This window comes from Pseudomonas lundensis, assembly GCF_015377145.2.
Classification (GTDB): domain Bacteria; phylum Pseudomonadota; class Gammaproteobacteria; order Pseudomonadales; family Pseudomonadaceae; genus Aquipseudomonas; species Aquipseudomonas lundensis.
Genome location: NZ_CP062158.2, coordinates 3,772,133 through 3,790,284, shown reverse-complemented (window position 1 = coordinate 3,790,284; position 18,152 = coordinate 3,772,133). Strand labels below are relative to the sequence as shown.

Below are 18,152 nucleotides of genomic sequence, written 5' to 3'. Positions count from 1 at the left end.
GCTCAGAGTCGTTGTAACTTGTGGTCTTGCAGAGGATAGCCCTGTTCACGGTAGAAACGGAAACTCTCCCGTGCCGCCAGTCGAACGGCGGGGTCTTCGACCACGACTTCCGCCACGCGGGCGAAACGCTTGAAGGATTCGGGGACTTTCAGGTCCAGATTGATCAGCAGGTCCTGATGGCTGGCAGGCGCATCGGCTATGCCCATGACGATCACGCCATCGGGTTCGTCTTCGGCGTGGCTATGGGGCACAAAACTCTCGCCCTTGAAGCGCCACAGGCGTTGATCGAGGTCGTCGCGCTGAGCCGCGTCGCTGCAGTGCAGGTACACCCGATGCCCGAGACGCCAGGCTTTTTCGGTGAGTTTGCAGGCGAAATCCAGCCGCGCTGCCGGGTCTGCGCTGGGCAGGATATAAAAGTCGACTTTGGTTTTTTCAGAGGTCATTGCGGTTCCTGAATCGGGGCTGCGCCGCCCTCAAGCGGCGCAGCCTGCGATCAACAGTGTCAAGCGTTGGCGCGATCGAGCAGGTATTGCGTCAGCAATGGCACGGGACGGCCGCTGGCGCCTTTGTCCTTGCCGCCACTGACCCAGGCCGTGCCCGCGATGTCCAGGTGAGCCCAGTGATAGGCCTTGGCAAAACGCGACAGGAAGCAGCCCGCGGTGATGGCGCCGGCTTTCGGGCCGCCGATGTTGGCCATGTCGGCAAACGGGCTGTCCAGTTGCTCCTGGTATTCGTCGAACAGCGGCAATGGCCATGCGCGGTCATCGGCTTGCTTGCCCGCGTCCAGCAGTTGCTCGATCAGTTCGTCGTTGTTGCCCATCAGGCCAGAGGTGTGCGCCCCGAGTGCGACCATGCAGGCGCCAGTCAGGGTGGCGATGTCGATCACCGCTTGTGGCTTGAAACGTTCGGCGTAGGTCAGGGCATCGCACAGCACCAGACGGCCTTCGGCATCGGTGTTGAGGATTTCAACGGTTTGACCGCTCATGGTGGTCACGATGTCGCCCGGACGGGCCGCGCCGCCACTGGGCATGTTTTCGGCGCAGGCCAGAATGCACACCAGATTGATCGGCAGTTTCAGTTCGAGCACGGCGCGCAGGGTGCCGAACACGCTGGCAGCACCGCCCATGTCGTACTTCATTTCATCCATGCCCGCGCCCGGCTTGAGGCTGATGCCGCCGGTGTCGAAGGTGATGCCTTTGCCCACCAGGACAAACGGTTTTTCGGATTTCTTGCCGCCCGCATAGTTCATCACGATCAGGCGGGGCGGTTGGTCGCTGCCCTGGCCAACGGCGTAGAACGCGCCCATGCCCAGGTCCTTGATTTTCTTCTCGTCGAGAATCTCGACCTTCAGGCCCTTGAACGTCTTGCCCAGGGTTTTGGCCTGTTCGGCCAGGAACGTCGGGTGGCAGATGTTCGGCGGCAGGTTGCCCAGGTCGCGGGTGAAGGACATGCCGGCAGCAATGGCTTGGGCGTGGGTCACGGCCAGCTGTACTTCCGCCTGCGCGGCCTTGATGGTCAGCAGGGTGATTTTTTTCAGGGCGCGGGGTTCGGCTTTCTGGCTTTTAAAGCGGTCGAACGTGTAATCGCCGTCTGCCAGGGTTTCGGCCAGCAGGCGCGTTTTGCCGTAGCTGTCGCGGCCCTTGACCACCAGTTCGTCGAGGGCAAAGACCGCCTCGCTGCCACCCAGGCCTTTAAGGACGCTCAGGGCGCCGCTGATGATTTTCCGGAACGGGCGGTCGCCCAATTCTTCGTCTTTACCCGTGCCCACTAGCAACACGCGCTCGGCTTTGATGTTGGGCAGGGTATGCAGCAACAGGCTTTGGCCGGTCTTGCCGGCGAGGTCGCCGCGCTTGAGGACTGCGCTGATCGCGCCGCCGGTGAGTTCGTCGAGGGCCTTGGCGGTCGGGCCGAGCTTGCGGCCTTCGCCGACGGCGACCACGAGAGTGGCCGTTTTCAACGTTTCTGGGCTAACGCTTTTTACAACCAGTTCCATGTCCGGGTCCCTGAATCAAATGGTCAACGTGCGCACAAACGCGTGGGTTTGAGTGCTTATGGATGAAACGCTTCACCTGTCTAAGCGGGGCTGCGTCTAGTCGGGCAGTTTGAACCCCGTCGGTCGCGGCTGACAACCCTTGCGTGGCCTGCAATGGCTGCTTTGTAACCTTGGGTAAGCAAGCGCAGTGACAGGCGAGGTCATTCACAGGATAATGCGCCATCTTTTTAGTCGGCCCGGCTCATCTATGATGAATGCCTGACCCACTGGTAACGCCGCTTGTTTGGCCGCCTTAGCCTGACGACCCTGGAGTGTCTGGTTTGATCGTCTTCCGTTATTTGTCCCGCGAAGTCCTGCTTACATTGAGCGCTGTCAGCGCTGTGCTGCTGGTCATCATCATGAGCGGTCGCTTCATCAAGTACCTGGCACAGGCTGCCTCTGGCGCTCTTGACCCGGGTTCCCTGTTCCTGATCATGGGCTTCCGTCTGCCGGGCTTCATGCAGCTGATTCTGCCGTTGGGGCTGTTTCTCGGTATTTTGCTGGCCTATGGCCGTCTGTACCTCGAAAGCGAAATGACCGTGCTTTCGGCCACGGGCATGAGCCAGCAGCGCCTGCTGGGCCTGACCATGATTCCGGCGGCGTTCGTGGCCCTGATCGTGGCCTGGCTGAGCCTGAGCCTGGCGCCGCAGGGTGCGAACCAGTTTCAGCTGTTGCTGAACAAGCAAGATGCACTGACCGAGTTCGACACGCTGGTGCCTGGGCGCTTCCAGGCGTTGAGCGACGGTTCGCGCGTGACCTACACCGAAGAGCTGACCAATGACCGGACCAACCTCTCGGGCGTGTTCATCTCGCAAAAAAGCCTGGGTCAGGACGCCAAGGACCGTAGCATCTCGGTGCTGGTGGCCGAAACAGGCCATCAGGAAGTCCGTCCCGATGGCAGTCGCTGGCTGATTCTCAATAATGGCTACCGCTATGACGGTAACCCGGGTCTGGCCGATTACCGCGCGATCAAGTACGACACCTATGGCGTGCTGTTGCCCAAGCCAGATGCCAGCGATGAAGTGACCGACCGCGACGCAATCCCGACCCTCGACCTGATTGGCAACCCCGAGCCGCGGGCAATTGCCGAGCTGCAATGGCGTATTTCATTGCCGCTGCTGGTGTTTATCGTGACCCTCATCGCCGTGCCGCTGTCACGCGTCAACCCGCGTCAGGGTCGCTTCCTCAAGCTGTTGCCGGCGATTCTTCTTTATATGGGTTACCTGACCATTCTGATCTCGGCCCGTGGTGCCCTGGAAAAAGGCAAGTTGTCGCCCACCCTGGGGCTGTGGTGGGTGCATGCGCTGTTCCTGGCCATTGGTCTGTTGTTGCTGTACTGGGAGCCGCTGCGCTTGAAGCTGGCTAGTCGCCGTAGCGTGAAGGAGATGACGCGTGGGTAAGCTCGACCGCTACATCGGTAGCAGCGTCTTTTTGGCGATCCTGGCTGTGCTGGGCATTATTTTGGGGCTGGCGTCGCTGTTTGCGTTTATCGACGAGACGGGCAACATCAGCGACAGCTATACCGTGATGGACGTGCTCAGCTACGTGCTGCTGACGGCACCGCGGCGCATGTATGACATGTTGCCAATGGCGGCGCTGATCGGCTGCCTGATCGGGCTGGGCAGTCTGGCCAGCAACAGCGAGCTGACCATCATGCGTGCGGCTGGGGTGTCCATCGGCCGTATCGTGTGGTCGGTCATGAAACCCATGCTGGTGCTGATGGTGGCGGGCGTGCTGGTGGGCGAATACGTGGCACCTGCCACTGAAACCATGGCGCAGGCCAATCGGGCGCTGGCGCTGGGCAGCGGTGATGCGCAAAGCTCCAAGCACGGTTTGTGGCACCGTCAGGGTGAAGAGTTCATCCACATCAACGCCGTCCAGCCGAACGGCACGCTGTTTGGCGTTACGCGCTACCGCTTTGACGACGAGCGCCACATGCTGTCGTCGAGCTTCGCCAAAAAGGCAGAGTTCGACAAAGATCACTGGCAGCTCACGGATGTGAATACCACGCTGTTCCATGACCGCAGCACTGAAGTGGTCAGCGCACCGGTGGAGCGTTGGGACGTGGCCTTGAGCCCGCAGTTGCTCAACACCGTGGTGATGGCCCCTGAGTCCCTGTCAATCAGCGGTCTGTGGAATTACATCCATTACCTGAAAGACCAGGGTTTGAACAACGGTCGTTACTGGCTGGCATTTTGGGTCAAGGTGTTGCAGCCGCTGGTCACTGCCGCGCTGGTGTTGATGGCGATTTCCTTCATTTTCGGCCCGTTGCGCTCGGTGACCCTGGGGCAGCGTGTGTTTACCGGCGTGCTGGTGGGCTTCACGTTCAAGATCGCGCAAGACCTTCTCGGGCCGTCCAGTCTGGTGTTTGGCTTCTCCCCGCTGTTTGCGGTGATATTGCCAGCCCTCATTTGCGCCCTGGCGGGCGTCTGGCTGTTGCGACGGGCGGGTTGATCGACCTGTAAAGCTCGAACCAAAAGCCTCTGTCCCGCGACAGGGGCTTTTTTGTGGGGGAGCATTGGCCTGTAAACGTGACGCTCGTCGCGATCACAGGTACAATTCCCGGCTATTTTTCGGCGGGCAGTCTGCCTGCGACTTTTTTTGAGTGTTGACCCGTGAGTGATTTGAGTCATATCCGCAATTTCTCCATCATCGCCCACATTGACCATGGCAAGTCGACGCTGGCCGATCGTTTCATCCAGATGTGCGGCGGCCTGACTGCCCGTGAAATGGAAGCCCAGGTGCTGGACTCCATGGACCTCGAGCGTGAGCGCGGGATCACCATCAAGGCCCACAGCGTTACTCTGTATTACAAGGCGCAAGACGGTAATACCTACCAGTTGAACTTCATTGACACCCCCGGCCACGTTGACTTCACCTATGAAGTCAGCCGTTCGCTGGCGGCCTGTGAAGGTGCCTTGCTGGTGGTCGATGCGGGGCAGGGCGTAGAGGCCCAGTCCGTCGCCAACTGCTACACCGCTATCGAGCAGGGCCTTGAGGTCATGCCGGTTCTGAACAAGATCGACCTGCCGCAAGCCGATCCTGATCGGGTGAAGGAAGAAATCGAGAAGATCATCGGTATCGATGCCACCGACGCCGTAACGTGCAGCGCCAAGACCGGCCTGGGCGTCGATGAAGTGCTCGAGCGTCTGGTGCACACCATTCCTGCACCGACCGGCAACATCGAAGATCCGCTGCAAGCGTTGATCATCGACTCTTGGTTCGACAACTACCTGGGCGTTGTGTCCCTGGTTCGCGTGCGCCACGGCCGTGTGAAAAAGGGCGACAAGATTCTGGTCAAGTCCACCGGCAAGATCCACCTGGTGGACAGCGTTGGTGTATTCAACCCCAAGCACACGGCGACCGCCGACCTCAAAGCCGGTGAAGTAGGTTTCATCATCGCGGGTATCAAGGACATTCACGGCGCGCCAGTGGGCGACACCCTGACCTTGAGTTCCACCCCGGATGTGGACGTCCTGCCCGGCTTCAAACGCATTCAGCCGCAGGTGTACGCCGGTCTGTTCCCGGTCAGCTCCGACGACTTCGAAGACTTCCGCGATGCGCTGCAAAAGCTCACGCTGAACGACTCGTCGCTGCAATACACCCCGGAAAGCTCCGACGCACTGGGCTTCGGCTTCCGTTGCGGCTTCCTCGGCATGCTGCACATGGAGATCATTCAGGAGCGCCTGGAGCGCGAGTACGACCTGGACCTGATCACCACCGCGCCAACCGTTATTTTCGAGTTGCTGCTCAAGACCGGTGAAACGATTTACGTCGACAACCCGTCCAAGCTGCCGGACCTGTCCATGATTGAAGACATGCGCGAGCCTATCGTGCGTGCCAACATTCTTGTGCCTCAAGAGCACCTGGGCAACGTCATTACCCTGTGCATTGAGAAGCGTGGCGTTCAACACGACATGCTGTTCCTGGGCACACAGGTACAAGTGACCTACGATTTGCCGATGAACGAAGTGGTTCTGGACTTCTTCGACCGTCTCAAATCCACCAGTCGCGGCTATGCTTCGCTCGATTACCACTTTGACCGTTACCAGTCTGCCAACCTGGTGAAGCTCGACGTGCTGATCAACGGTGAAAAGGTCGATGCACTGGCCTTGATCGTTCACCGTGACAACGCTCACTACAAAGGGCGTGCACTGACCGAAAAAATGAAAGAACTGATTCCGCGTCAGATGTTCGATGTCGCCATTCAGGCCGCCATTGGCGGGCAGATTGTGGCGCGAACCACTGTCAAGGCACTCAGAAAGAACGTACTGGCCAAATGCTACGGTGGTGACGTTAGCCGTAAGCGCAAGCTGCTGGAAAAGCAAAAGGCCGGTAAAAAACGCATGAAGCAAGTGGGTAACGTGGAAATTCCACAAGAAGCCTTCCTTGCAGTGCTCAGGTTGGATAGTTAGGTCCTATGTCACTAAATTTCCCGCTGTTGCTGGTCATTGCTGTAGCCGTCTGCGGTTTGCTGGCGCTGCTCGATCTGGTCTTCCTGGCGCCTCGCCGGCGCAAGGCTGTTGCCAACTATCAGGCCAGCGTCCAGCCGGCCGATATGCAGGTGGTCGAGAAGCTCAACAAAGAACCGCTGCTGGTTGAATACGGCAAGTCGTTTTTCCCGGTGTTGTTCATCGTGCTGGTGCTGCGTTCGTTTCTGGTTGAGCCGTTCCAGATTCCGTCCGGCTCGATGAAGCCGACGCTGGACGTGGGCGACTTCATTTTGGTGAACAAGTTTTCTTACGGGATCCGCCTGCCGGTGATCGACAAGAAAGTCATCGAAGTGGGTGATCCGCAGCGGGGCGATGTGATGGTGTTTCGCTACCCGAGCGATCCGACCGTCAACTACATCAAGCGTGTAGTGGGCCTGCCGGGCGACAAGATCCGTTACACCAGCGACAAAAAGCTCTACGTCAACGATCAATTGGTTGCCGAGACGCTGGTGGGGGCCGAGCCCGGCACGCTGGGCAGCGCACAACTGTACAAAGAGAAACTGGGCGAAGTGGAGCACATGATCCGCAAGGAAATGAGCCGCTACCGCACACCGCCTGATCATGAATGGACGGTTCCGGCCGGGCATTACTTCATGATGGGTGACAACCGCGACAATTCGAACGACAGCCGTTATTGGGATGATCCGAACATTCCCAAAGACGAGCTGGGCATGGTCCCCGACAAGAATATCGTCGGCAAGGCCTTCGCTGTTTGGATGAGCTGGCCCGAACCGAAAATGAGCCATTTGCCGAACTTCTCGCGAGTGGGTCTGATCAAGTAGCCAAAACGGCGCTGTTAATAACAGCGCCGAATGCTTTTCAGGTGGCCGTATAAATCGGCGGCCTGACGGTTCTTACAACCGCCGTGCAGCGTCAGGCACGGCGGCAACAGTATTCAGGATGTGGATTTGAACAAAGCGTTAAGTGCGACGGCGGCGAACAGCCTGTTCCCCGTCCATTTGCTATGCGATAAACGAGCATCACTGATCCCTAATATCGGTCCGGTGGTGACATTCGGCCACGAACTCAGCGTGGGTAAATCGTGAGTTTTTCATTAAATCGTTTAGAGCAGCAGCTCGGTTACACCTTCAAGGACCAGGAACTGATGGTTCTGGCCCTCACACACCGCAGCTTCGCGGGGCGCAATAACGAGCGTCTTGAGTTTCTCGGTGATGCGATCCTCAATTTTGTAGCCGGTGAAGCGCTGTTTGATCGCTTCCCGTTGGCTCGCGAAGGCCAGCTGTCGCGTTTACGTGCCCGCCTAGTCAAGGGCGAAACCCTCGCCGTACTGGCCCGTGGTTTCGAGTTGGGCGAGTACCTGCGCCTGGGCTCGGGCGAGCTGAAAAGCGGCGGGTTCCGTCGCGAGTCGATTCTGGCCGATGCCCTTGAAGCGCTGATCGGCGCCATCTACCTGGATGCGGGCATGGAAGTGGCCCGCGACCGCGTACTGGCCTGGCTGGCCAGCGAGTTCGAGACGTTGACCCTGGTCGACACCAACAAAGATCCGAAAACCCGACTGCAAGAGTTCCTGCAGTCGCGTGCCTGTGAGCTGCCGCGTTATGAAGTGGTGGATATCCAGGGCGAACCGCATTGCCGCACCTTCTTTGTAGAGTGCGAAATTGCCTTATTGAATGAAAAAAGCCGGGGTCAGGGTGTGAGCCGTCGCATTGCCGAACAGGTAGCGGCCGCTGCAGCACTGATTGCCCTTGGCGTGGAGAATGGCCATGACTGATTCAACTGCAACACGCTGTGGCTATGTCGCCATTGTTGGCCGACCAAACGTGGGTAAGTCCACGCTGCTCAACCATATCCTCGGTCAAAAGCTGGCGATCACTTCGCGCAAGCCGCAAACCACTCGTCACAACATGCTCGGCATTAAAACCGAAGGCAGTGTGCAGGCGGTTTACGTCGACACCCCGGGCATGCACAAGGGTGGCGAGAAAGCCCTGAACCGCTACATGAACAAAACCGCTTCGGCAGCGTTGAAAGACGTCGACGTGGTGATCTTTGTCGTGGACCGCACCAAGTGGACCGACGAAGACCAGATGGTACTGGAGCGCGTGCAGTACGTGACCGGCCCGCTGATCGTGGCGTTGAACAAGACCGATCGCATCGAAGACAAAGCCGAGATGATGCCGCACCTGAGCTGGCTGCAGGCGCAACTGCCGAACGCGCAGATCATCCCGATCTCGGCTCAGCACGGCCATAACCTGGACGCGCTTGAGCGTGTGATTGCCGATCACCTGCCGGAAAACGAGCATTTCTTCCCAGAAGACCAGATCACCGACCGCAGCAGCCGCTTCCTGGCCGCCGAGCTGGTCCGCGAAAAGATCATGCGCCAGATGGGTGCAGAACTGCCGTACCAGATCACCGTCGAAATCGAAGAGTTCAAGCAGCAGGGCAAAACCCTGCATATCCATGCCTTGATTCTGGTGGAGCGTGACGGCCAGAAAAAAATCATCATTGGCGACAAGGGTGAGCGCATCAAGCGTATTGGCACTGAAGCGCGCAAGGACATGGAGCTGCTATTCGACTCCAAAATCATGCTTAACCTGTGGGTGAAGGTGAAGGGTGGTTGGTCCGACGACGAGCGCGCCTTGCGTTCGTTGGGCTACGGCGACCTGTAACGGCAGCTTTTCATTCCCCCCGTTCCTGCAGGAACGGGGGGAGCAGCAGTGCTGCGTAGATGTGCTTTTACTTCCAGTCCCTCTTCCCCAAGAGGCAAGGTGAGGGCGCTTTTCGTTTTCACAGAGGCGTGCCTGCCATGTCCAGTTCCCCTCCTGCCGCGCAACTTGCCTACGTCCTGCACAGCCGCCCCTACCGTGAAACCAGTGCGCTGGTGGATTTCATCACGCCGCAAGGGCGTTTGCGGGCAGTGCTGCGCAGTGCGCGGGGCAAGGCCGGTTCGTTGGCGCGGCCTTTTGTCCCTCTGGAAATCGAGTTTCGCGGGCGCGGCGAGCTAAAAAACGTCGGGCGCATGGAGAGCGCCGGGGTGTCCACCTGGCTCAATGGCGAAGCGTTATTCAGCGGTCTTTATCTCAATGAATTGTTAGTGCGCTTGCTACCGGCTGAAGACCCGCACCCCGCGGTCTTTGATCACTACGCAGCCACCCTCCTGGCGTTGGCCGAAGGTCGACCGCTGGAACCTCTGCTACGGGCCTTCGAATGGCGCTTGCTGGATGATTTGGGGTACGGGTTTTCGCTTTCTCGGGACATTCAGGGTGAGCCGATAGCCAGTGACGGCATGTACCGTTTGCAGGTCGATGCCGGGCTGGAGCGCATTTATCTGGTACAGCCGGGGTTGTTTCACGGCGCTGAGCTACAGGCCATGGCCGAGGCTGACTGGACCACCGCGGGTGCGTTGTCGGCGGCCAAGCGTTTGATGCGCCAGGCATTGGCGGTTCACTTGGCGGGCAAGCCCCTGGCCAGTCGTGAGTTGTTTCGCAAGCCCTGAATAGACCGGTATGCTGTGCGCCGAATCTTCAACTCTTCAGGAGAGCCCTCGTGACCCAAAGCAATCGCATCCTTCTCGGCGTGAATATCGACCACGTAGCCACGCTGCGTCAGGCTCGGGGCACGCGTTACCCTGATCCGGTCAAGGCCGCGCTGGACGCTGAAGAGGCGGGCGCCGATGGCATCACCGTGCACTTGCGTGAAGACCGCCGCCACATTCAAGAGCGCGACGTGTTGTTGCTCAAGGATGTGCTGCAAACCCGCATGAATTTCGAGATGGGCGTGACCGAAGAAATGATGGCGTTTGCCGAGCGCATTCGTCCGGCGCACATCTGTCTGGTGCCTGAAACCCGTCAGGAACTGACCACGGAGGGTGGGTTGGACGTGGCGGGGCAGGAAGCCCGGATTAAATCAGCGGTTGAGCGCTTGAGCCGGATTGGCTGTGAAGTGTCGCTGTTCATCGATGCCGATGAGCGTCAGATCGAGGCATCGAAGCGAGTCGGTGCGCCGGCGATTGAATTGCACACCGGTCGTTATGCCGATGCGCAAACCCCCGCCGAGGTGGCGCAAGAACTGCAACGGGTAGCGCAAGGCGTGGCCTGTGGTCTGGCTCAAGGGCTGATCGTCAATGCCGGGCATGGCCTGCATTACCACAACGTTGAGGCCGTGGCCGCCATCAAAGGCATCAATGAGCTGAACATCGGTCATGCGTTGGTGGCGCATGCCCTGTTCGTAGGCTTCAAATCAGCCGTCTCGGAAATGAAAGCGTTGATTGTGGCAGCCGCCAGGCACTGAGGGCATTTACGCTTTCAAGCGGCGCAAACTGCGCGGTGCGGGTGCGACAGGCACTTGATCGCCGGATAAGCCGCCTCGAACCGCAGCAGCAATGAAGAGCCGCCGCTACAGCTGGGGTTCTTCTTTGGGCTTGGTCTTGTCGATGCCGGGAATGTGCAGCTTGCTGTCAGCCGCCTGGTCGCCTTCAAGCTGCGGCTGCGTGGCCCATGTCAGGATGTCGTAGTAACGACGGATGTTGGCCACAAAGTGCACGGGCTCGCCGCCGCGGGCGTAGCCATAACGGGTTTTGCTGTACCACTGCTTCTGCGCAAGGCGGGGCAGCATCTTTTTGACGTCCAGCCACTTGTTCGGGTTCAGGCCTTCTTTCTGGGCCAGTTTGCGTGCGTCTTCCAGATGCCCGCCGCCGACGTTGTAGGCTGCCAGGGCAAACCAGGTACGATCTGGCTCCTGGATGTCGTCGTCCAGCTCGCTTTTGATCAGCGCCAGGTACTTAGCGCCGCCCTGAATGCTTTGCTTGGCATCCAGCCGATTGGCCACACCCATGGCCTGCGCCGTATTCTGCGTCAGCATCATCAGCCCGCGAACACCGGTTTTTGAGGTGACAGTCGGTTGCCACAGCGATTCCTGGTAGCCCATGGCCGCCAGCAGGCGCCAGTCGATGCCTTCTTTCTTGGCGGCATCCTTGAAGAATTTTTCGTACTTGGGCAAGCGCTGCTGCAAGTGCTGGGCGAAGGTGTAGGCGCCCACATAACCCAGTACGTCCACGTGGCCGTAGTAACGGTCCTTGAGGCGTTGCAGCGTGCCGTTCTTTTCGACCTTGTCCAGATAAGCATTGATCTCGTTCAGCAGGCTGTTGTCTTCGCCTGCCATCACCGCCCAGCGCTGGCTGCGGGCGTCACCCAGATCAAACGCTACGCGCACATTGGGAAAATACACCTGGTTCATGGCCACTTCGTTGGAGTCCACCAGGGTCAGGTCGATTTGCCCCTCATCGACCATGCGCAACAGGTCGACCACTTCCACGGCGTCGGATTCGTCGTATTCAATGCCAGGGTATTGTTTCTTCAGTTCGGCAAGCTGTTCTGCGTGGGAACTGCCTTTAAGGACGGTAATACGTTTGCCTACCAGATCAGCGGCAGAGGTAGGGCGCGACTGCCCGTTGCGGTAGATGATCTGGGGCGTGACTTCGAGGTATGGGTGGGAAAACTTGGCTTGTTTGAGTCGATTCTCGCTGCTGACCAGTCCGGCAGCAGCCAGCACAGGGCCGTCAGGCTGGCCCAACTGGGTAAACATGTCATCCAGGTTGTCAGCGGTCTCGATTTTGAGTTCGACACCCAAGTCGTCGGCAAAGCGTTTGACCAGCTCGTATTCGAAGCCGGTTTCGCCGTTGCGGTCTTCAAAATAAGTGGCCGGGCTGTTACGAGTAATGACCCGCAGTACCCCGTCCTCCTTTACACGCTCCAGAGTGCTGGGTTTTTCAACGCAGGCACCGAGCATCAGGAAGAGTCCGGTTGCGAGGAGCCATTTGGCGCAGCGCGGGCGGATTGCTGATAGAGAAAACATGCGCGCAGTATACGCAAAGCAGGGCGGGTGCCATATCTCGACAATATGTAGCCATTCTGATAACAACCCCCAAAACTGCTCAAACCCTTGTGAAATGGGGGGTTGAGGGGGCTTTAAAGAGCTGAATCGACCAGCCGCACGCGCGCTGATAGCCACAAAGAATAAGGCCCTGATCGATTAACGACGTTTGGCGTGCGCTTGGTGTGCCGTTTCGGGTGCCGAGGCCAACGGTTTACGTTAGAATGCCGGGCCTCAAAGCACACCCCTCCCGAGGCTGTCCCGAAGATGTTGATCCTGCGCGGCGCTCCTGCCCTTTCTGCCTTTCGCCACAACAAACTTCTCGCACAACTGAGCCAAAAGGTTCCAGCTGTCAGCGGTTTGTACGCTGAATTCGCCCACTTCGCCGATGTTAAAGGCGAATTGACCAGCGACGAGCAACTGGTACTGGCTCGTCTCCTCAAGTACGGTCCAAGTGTGCCGGTTCAAGAGCCGAGTGGCCGACTGTTCCTGGTGTTGCCGCGGTTTGGCACCATCTCGCCCTGGTCGAGCAAGGCCAGCGACATTGCCCGTAACTGTGGCCTGGCCAAGATCCAGCGCCTGGAACGCGGCATTGCTTTCTATGTGGCCGGTCAATTCAGTGACGCCCAGGCGCAACTGATTGCCGACGCCTTGCATGACCGCATGACGCAAATCGTGTTGGGCGACCTGGAGCAGGCTGCCGGTCTGTTCAGCCATGCCGAACCCAAGCCGCTGACGGCGATTGACGTGCTGGGTGGCGGGCGTGCTGCGCTGGAGAAAGCCAACGTCGAGCTGGGCCTGGCGCTGGCAGAAGACGAAATCGACTATCTGGTCAATGCCTTCAACGGTCTGGGCCGCAACCCGCATGACATCGAACTGATGATGTTTGCCCAGGCCAACTCCGAGCATTGCCGCCACAAGATTTTCAACGCCAGTTGGGACATCGACGGCCAAAATCAGGAAAAAAGCCTGTTTGGCATGATCAAAAACACCTACGTGATGCACAGCGAAGGTGTTCTGTCGGCTTATAAAGACAACGCGTCGGTCATTGTTGGCAGCGTGGCCGGCCGCTTCTTCCCGAACCCTGATACCCGCCAGTACGGTGCGGTGCAGGAGCCGGTGCACATCTTGATGAAAGTCGAGACCCACAACCACCCGACCGCCATTGCTCCGTTCCCCGGGGCGGCCACCGGCTCGGGCGGCGAAATTCGCGACGAAGGTGCCACCGGTCGTGGCGCCAAGCCTAAGGCCGGGCTCACCGGTTTCACCGTATCCAACTTGCAAATCCCGGGCTTTGAACAGCCGTGGGAAGTGCCGTACGGCAAGCCTGAGCGCATCGTCAACGCGCTGGACATCATGATTGAAGGCCCATTGGGCGGCGCCGCGTTCAACAACGAATTCGGCCGTCCGGCACTGACCGGCTACTTCCGCACGTTCGAGCAATCGATCAGCACGCCCCATGGCGACGAAGTACGCGGTTATCACAAGCCGATCATGCTGGCGGGCGGCATGGGCAACATCCGCGCCGAACACGTTCAAAAAGGCGAAATCACGGTCGGTTCCAAGCTGATCGTGCTAGGCGGCCCGGCCATGCTTATCGGTCTGGGCGGCGGTGCTGCGTCTTCCATGGCCACCGGCGCAAGCTCAGCGGACCTGGACTTCGCATCGGTGCAGCGCGAAAACCCGGAAATGGAACGCCGTTGCCAGGAAGTGATCGACCGCTGCTGGCAGCTGGGTGACAAGAACCCGATCAGTTTCATCCATGACGTGGGTGCGGGCGGCCTGTCCAATGCGTTCCCCGAGCTGGTGAACGATGGCGACCGGGGTGGCCGTTTCGAACTGCGCAACATTCCGAACGACGAGCCGGGCATGGCCCCGCACGAAATCTGGAGCAACGAGTCTCAGGAACGTTACGTACTGGCTGTGGGCGTTGAGGACTTCGAGCGCTTCCAGGCCATCTGTGAACGCGAGCGTTGCCCGTTTGCTGTGGTCGGTGAGGCCACGGCCGAGCCGCAACTGACCGTCACCGACAGCCACTTCGGTAACAACCCGGTGGACATGCCGCTGGAAGTACTGCTCGGCAAGGCGCCCCGCATGCACCGTTCTGCCGTGCGCGAGCAGGAACTGGGCGATGATTTCGACCCGGCGACCTTGAGCATTGGCGAGTGCGTCGAGCGCGTTCTGCATCACCCGGCGGTGGCCAGCAAAAGTTTCCTGATCACCATTGGCGACCGCACCATTACCGGTCTGGTCGCGCGCGATCAAATGGTTGGCCCTTGGCAAGTGCCGGTGGCTGACGTGGCCGTCACCGCCACCAGTTTTGACGTCTACACCGGCGAAGCCATGGCCATGGGTGAGCGTACACCGCTGGCCCTGCTGGATGCGCCGGCCTCGGGCCGCATGGCCATCGGCGAGACCCTGACCAACATTGCAGCGTCGCGCATTGGCAAGCTGTCCGACATCAAAATGTCGGCCAACTGGATGTCCGCTGCCGGTCATCCGGGTGAAGACGCCCGTCTGTTCGACACCGTGAAAGCGGTCGGCATGGAGTTGTGCCCTGAGCTGGGGATTACCATCCCGGTCGGCAAAGACTCGATGTCGATGCAAACCCGCTGGAACGAAGAGGGGACCGAGAAGAGCGTGACCTCGCCGCTGTCGCTGGTGGTCACCGGTTTCGCTCCGGTGGTGGATATCCGCCAGACCCTGACCCCCGAATTGCGCATGGACAAAGGCCTGACGGACCTGATCCTGATCGACCTGGGCCGTGGCCAGAACCGCATGGGGGCGTCCATCCTGGCGCAAACCTACGGCAAGCTGGGCAAGCAGGCGCCAGACGTCGACGACGCCGAAGACCTCAAAGCCTTCTTCGCTGTGATCCAGGGCCTCAATGCCGACGGCCATTTGCTGGCTTACCACGACCGTTCCGACGGTGGCCTGATGACCAGCGTGCTGGAAATGGCCTTCGCCGGTCATTGCGGCTTGAACCTGACCCTCGATTGCCTGACGCAAAACGCCAGTGAAATCCCGGCCATCCTGTTCAACGAAGAATTGGGCGCGGTGATTCAGGTGCGTCAGGATGCGACGGCCGAAGTGCTGGCTCAGTTCAGCGTTGCAGGCCTGGGTGAGTGCGTGGCCGTGATCGGCCAGCCGCTGAACAACAGCGAAGTCACCATCAGCCTTAAGGGCGAGACGGTGTTCGAAGGTCAGCGCGGTTCCCTGCAGCGTCAGTGGGCACAAACCAGCTACCAGATCCAGCGCCTGCGTGATAACGCCGAGTGCGCTGATCAGGAATTCGACGTGCTGCTGGAAGAAGACAACCCGGGCCTGACGGTCAAGCTCGGCTTTGACGTCAACCACAACATCAGCGCGCCTTACATCAAGAAGGGCATTCGCCCGCAAGTGGCGGTACTGCGTGAGCAGGGCGTCAACGGTCAGGTTGAAATGGCCGCAGCGTTTGATCGTGCCGGTTTCAACGCCATTGACGTGCACATGAGCGACATTCTGGCCGGCCGTGTCGACCTGAACGAATTCAAAGGCATGGTGGCCTGCGGTGGCTTCTCTTACGGTGACGTACTGGGCGCCGGTGAAGGCTGGGCCAAGTCGGCACTGTTCAACACCCGTGCGCGGGATGCGTTCCAGAGCTTCTTCGAGCGTTCCGACAGCTTCTCGCTGGGCGTGTGCAACGGTTGCCAGATGATGTCCAACCTCAGCGAACTGATCCCGGGCAGCGAGTTGTGGCCGCACTTTGTGCGCAACCGCTCCGAGCAGTTCGAAGCCCGTGTCGCCATGGTGCAGGTGCAGGAGTCGAACTCGATCTTCCTGCAAGGCATGGCCGGATCGCGCATGCCAATCGCCATTGCCCACGGCGAAGGTCATGCTGAATTCGCCAGCGAAGAAGCCATGTTGCAAGCGGACTTGTCCGGTGCCGTGGCACTGCGTTTCGTCGATAACCACGGCAAAGTCACTGAAAGCTACCCGGCCAACCCGAACGGTTCGCCGCGCGGGATTACCGGTCTGACCAGCCGTGACGGTCGTGTGACCATCATGATGCCGCACCCGGAGCGTGTATTCCGCGCCGTGCAAAACTCGTGGCGCCCTGAAGAGTGGAACGAAGATGCGCCTTGGTTGCGCATGTTCCGTAACGCTCGCGTCTGGGTGGATTAAGCGCGATGTACAAGCTCAGCTTTTTCGTGCCTCCCAGCCATGTGGATGGGGTCAAGGATGCCGTGTTCGCTGCCGGTGGCGGTCGCATCGGCAACTACGACCACTGCGCCTGGCAGACCATGGGCCAGGGCCAGTTTCGTGCGCTGGACGGCAGTCAGCCGTTCATCGGGCAAACCGGCGCGGTCGAGTATGTCGGGGAATGGAAAGTTGAGCTGGTGGTGGCTGATGATCTGATCCAGGCGGTGGTGGCTGCGCTCAAGCTCAGCCACCCGTACGAAACGCCTGCCTATGAAGTGTGGCGCCTAGCGGACATCTAGCCTGGCACTGCAACAAAAAGCCCGCTGAACCGGTAACGGTCAGCGGGCTTTTTGTTGCGTGGAGCCTGGTGCTTAGGGGCGGATTTCGACCATCGTGCCGTCTTTGGTCAGGTTCCACACCTCACGCATTTCATAGTTCTTCATGGCGATGCAGCCATCGGTCCAGTCCAGGGTGTGAAACAGGTTCTCCGGGTTTTCTTCGGTGTCGGGCGTGCCGTGAATCATGATCATTGACCCCGGGCTCACCCCTTCGCGGCGGGCCTGTGCGGCATCGCTGATGTTGGGGTAGGAGATGTGCATGGCGAGGTTGAATTTCTCGCTTTTCTTGCGCCAGTCGACCCAATACAGGCCTTCCGGGGTGCGCTTGTCACCTTCACGGGTTTTCGGCCCCTTGGGTTGTTTGCCCAATGAAATGCGGTACGTGCGGATCGGTTTGCCGTTGCTGATCAACTGCAATTGGCGGGCCGACTTGAGCACCAGGATTTTTTCCACCGGGGCAGACGCGCGGGCGGGCTGCGACGAACGATGCGGTTGGATCACTTCATTTTTATCGACCGGCTTGCCGTTGATGGTGACGACAACGGCGGCTTGGCACGTAACAGCAAATGACAGGCAGAGTGCGGTAAACAACCAACGCATGGAGCGGTATCCCTAGAGGTGCAGTGGGGGTGACGAGCACTGTATTTATTGTTGAGGTTTGATCAGGCCTGCCAAGGGCGGCACGGCTTCGCTGCGCACCGGATAGACCTGCCCCGGCCGGTCAGCGAAAAAGCATTCTAAGGTACGGCTGACCGTGCGAAAAGCCAGCTCTGACCAAGGGATGTCGGCTTCGTCGAACAGGCGCACTTCAAGGCTCTCTTCACCGGCCGCAAAGTCGCGGTTGAGCAGTTCGGCGCGGTAGAAAATATGCACCTGATTGATGTGCGGTACATCGATCAAGGTATAGATGCTCAGGTTCGCGACTTCGGCACAGGCTTCTTCGCGGGTTTCGCGTTGCGCGGCCTGCTCAACGGTTTCTCCGTTTTCCATAAAACCGGCGGGCAGCGTCCAGAACCCTTTGCGCGGTTCGATCGCGCGCCTGCACAGCAAAACTTGAGTGCCCCACGTCGGAACGCACCCGGCAACGATGTTCGGGTTTTGGTAATGAATGGTCTGGCAGTGGTCGCACACGTAGCGCAGGCGCGAATCGCCCTGCGGGATGTGTTGGCTGACGGAATGGCCGCACTGGCTGCAAAATTTCATGCTGAGCTCTCTGGTGTGGCGCCTATCTTGGCGGTTCTGGCGGGGCTTGGGCAAGTGCCGCATGGCGTGCTGCGA

At 59.4% G+C, this 18,152-nt stretch carries 15 protein-coding genes; 10 read left to right on the top strand and 5 right to left on the bottom strand.

Going from position 1 to position 18,152, the window contains the following annotated elements:
- Positions 1–2: 2 nt before the first annotated feature.
- Positions 3–443: a DNA polymerase III subunit chi gene (locus IF654_RS17865; RefSeq protein ID WP_047277408.1), complete on the bottom strand. Its 441-nt coding sequence runs from the start codon at positions 441–443 to the stop codon at positions 3–5.
- Positions 444–502: 59 nt separating this feature from the next.
- On the bottom strand, positions 503–1,993 hold the full coding sequence (locus IF654_RS17860; protein WP_047278353.1) for a leucyl aminopeptidase: 1,491 nt from the start codon (positions 1,991–1,993) through the stop codon (positions 503–505).
- A gap of 320 nt (positions 1,994–2,313) precedes the next feature.
- On the opposite strand from IF654_RS17860, the gene lptF reads away from it, so the two are divergent.
- From lptF to pdxJ, 8 genes are all read left to right on the top strand, one after another.
- Entirely contained in the window at positions 2,314–3,432 is a 1,119-nt protein-coding gene (lptF, locus tag IF654_RS17855; RefSeq protein ID WP_047277403.1) for an LPS export ABC transporter permease LptF, read from the top strand.
- Positions 3,425–4,486 (top strand): LPS export ABC transporter permease LptG, encoded by a 1,062-nt coding sequence (gene lptG / locus IF654_RS17850; RefSeq protein WP_047277402.1) that lies wholly within the window; start codon positions 3,425–3,427, stop codon positions 4,484–4,486. Before lptF ends, lptG begins: the two co-directional genes overlap by 8 nt.
- A 161-nt stretch (positions 4,487–4,647) precedes the next feature.
- Complete coding sequence (lepA, locus tag IF654_RS17845; protein WP_047277399.1) at positions 4,648–6,447, top strand: translation elongation factor 4; 1,800 nt, start codon at positions 4,648–4,650, stop codon at positions 6,445–6,447.
- 5 nt (positions 6,448–6,452) lie between these two features.
- A complete protein-coding gene (gene lepB / locus IF654_RS17840; protein WP_047277397.1) occupies positions 6,453–7,307 on the top strand; it encodes a signal peptidase I in 855 nt (284 codons plus the stop codon).
- A 260-nt stretch (positions 7,308–7,567) separates the two neighbouring features.
- Complete coding sequence (rnc, locus tag IF654_RS17835) at positions 7,568–8,257, top strand: ribonuclease III (protein ID WP_047277395.1); 690 nt, start codon at positions 7,568–7,570, stop codon at positions 8,255–8,257.
- Positions 8,250–9,152: a GTPase Era gene (gene era / locus IF654_RS17830; protein ID WP_047277393.1), complete on the top strand. Its 903-nt coding sequence runs from the start codon at positions 8,250–8,252 to the stop codon at positions 9,150–9,152. Before rnc ends, era begins: the two co-directional genes overlap by 8 nt.
- A 137-nt stretch (positions 9,153–9,289) precedes the next feature.
- Entirely contained in the window at positions 9,290–9,979 is a 690-nt protein-coding gene (gene recO, locus IF654_RS17825) for a DNA repair protein RecO (RefSeq protein ID WP_047277391.1), read from the top strand.
- 50 nt (positions 9,980–10,029) lie between these two features.
- Positions 10,030–10,773 carry a pyridoxine 5'-phosphate synthase gene (gene pdxJ, locus IF654_RS17820; protein ID WP_047277389.1) on the top strand — a complete coding sequence of 248 codons (744 nt, stop codon included), beginning with the start codon at positions 10,030–10,032 and terminating at the stop codon, positions 10,771–10,773.
- Between the two features lie 105 nt (positions 10,774–10,878).
- Here pdxJ and mltF read toward each other — a convergent pair whose 3' ends face one another.
- The gene (gene mltF, locus IF654_RS17815; RefSeq protein WP_194862184.1) at positions 10,879–12,336 is read right to left on the bottom strand and encodes a membrane-bound lytic murein transglycosylase MltF; all 1,458 of its coding nucleotides are present in this window, start codon (positions 12,334–12,336) and stop codon (positions 10,879–10,881) included.
- A 285-nt stretch (positions 12,337–12,621) separates the two neighbouring features.
- Here mltF and purL point away from each other — a divergent pair, with 285 nt between their 5' ends.
- Together purL and IF654_RS17805 are read left to right on the top strand one after the other, a co-directional pair.
- Complete coding sequence (gene purL / locus IF654_RS17810) at positions 12,622–16,518, top strand: phosphoribosylformylglycinamidine synthase (protein ID WP_047281171.1); 3,897 nt, start codon at positions 12,622–12,624, stop codon at positions 16,516–16,518.
- A gap of 5 nt (positions 16,519–16,523) precedes the next feature.
- Positions 16,524–16,835 carry a YqfO family protein gene (locus IF654_RS17805; RefSeq protein WP_047277383.1) on the top strand — a complete coding sequence of 104 codons (312 nt, stop codon included), beginning with the start codon at positions 16,524–16,526 and terminating at the stop codon, positions 16,833–16,835.
- 72 nt (positions 16,836–16,907) lie between these two features.
- On the opposite strand, the gene IF654_RS17800 is transcribed toward IF654_RS17805, so the two are convergent.
- Positions 16,908–17,474, bottom strand: a complete 567-nt coding sequence (locus IF654_RS17800) for a L,D-transpeptidase family protein (protein WP_047277381.1) — start codon at positions 17,472–17,474, stop codon at positions 16,908–16,910.
- Between the two features lie 45 nt (positions 17,475–17,519).
- The gene (locus IF654_RS17795) at positions 17,520–18,077 is read right to left on the bottom strand and encodes an NUDIX hydrolase (RefSeq protein ID WP_047277380.1); all 558 of its coding nucleotides are present in this window, start codon (positions 18,075–18,077) and stop codon (positions 17,520–17,522) included.
- Positions 18,078–18,152 lie beyond the last annotated feature (75 nt).

Coding starts and splice junctions, on each gene's coding strand:
- IF654_RS17865 (WP_047277408.1), bottom strand. CDS start 443: ATGACCTCTGAAAAAACCAAAGTCGACTTTTATATCCTGCCCAGCGCA.
- IF654_RS17860 (WP_047278353.1), bottom strand. CDS start 1,993: ATGGAACTGGTTGTAAAAAGCGTTAGCCCAGAAACGTTGAAAACGGCC.
- lepB (WP_047277397.1), top strand. CDS start 6,453: ATGTCACTAAATTTCCCGCTGTTGCTGGTCATTGCTGTAGCCGTCTGC.
- era (WP_047277393.1), top strand. CDS start 8,250: ATGACTGATTCAACTGCAACACGCTGTGGCTATGTCGCCATTGTTGGC.
- recO (WP_047277391.1), top strand. CDS start 9,290: ATGTCCAGTTCCCCTCCTGCCGCGCAACTTGCCTACGTCCTGCACAGC.
- mltF (WP_194862184.1), bottom strand. CDS start 12,336: ATGTTTTCTCTATCAGCAATCCGCCCGCGCTGCGCCAAATGGCTCCTC.
- purL (WP_047281171.1), top strand. CDS start 12,622: ATGTTGATCCTGCGCGGCGCTCCTGCCCTTTCTGCCTTTCGCCACAAC.
- IF654_RS17805 (WP_047277383.1), top strand. CDS start 16,524: ATGTACAAGCTCAGCTTTTTCGTGCCTCCCAGCCATGTGGATGGGGTC.
- IF654_RS17800 (WP_047277381.1), bottom strand. CDS start 17,474: ATGCGTTGGTTGTTTACCGCACTCTGCCTGTCATTTGCTGTTACGTGC.
- IF654_RS17795 (WP_047277380.1), bottom strand. CDS start 18,077: ATGAAATTTTGCAGCCAGTGCGGCCATTCCGTCAGCCAACACATCCCG.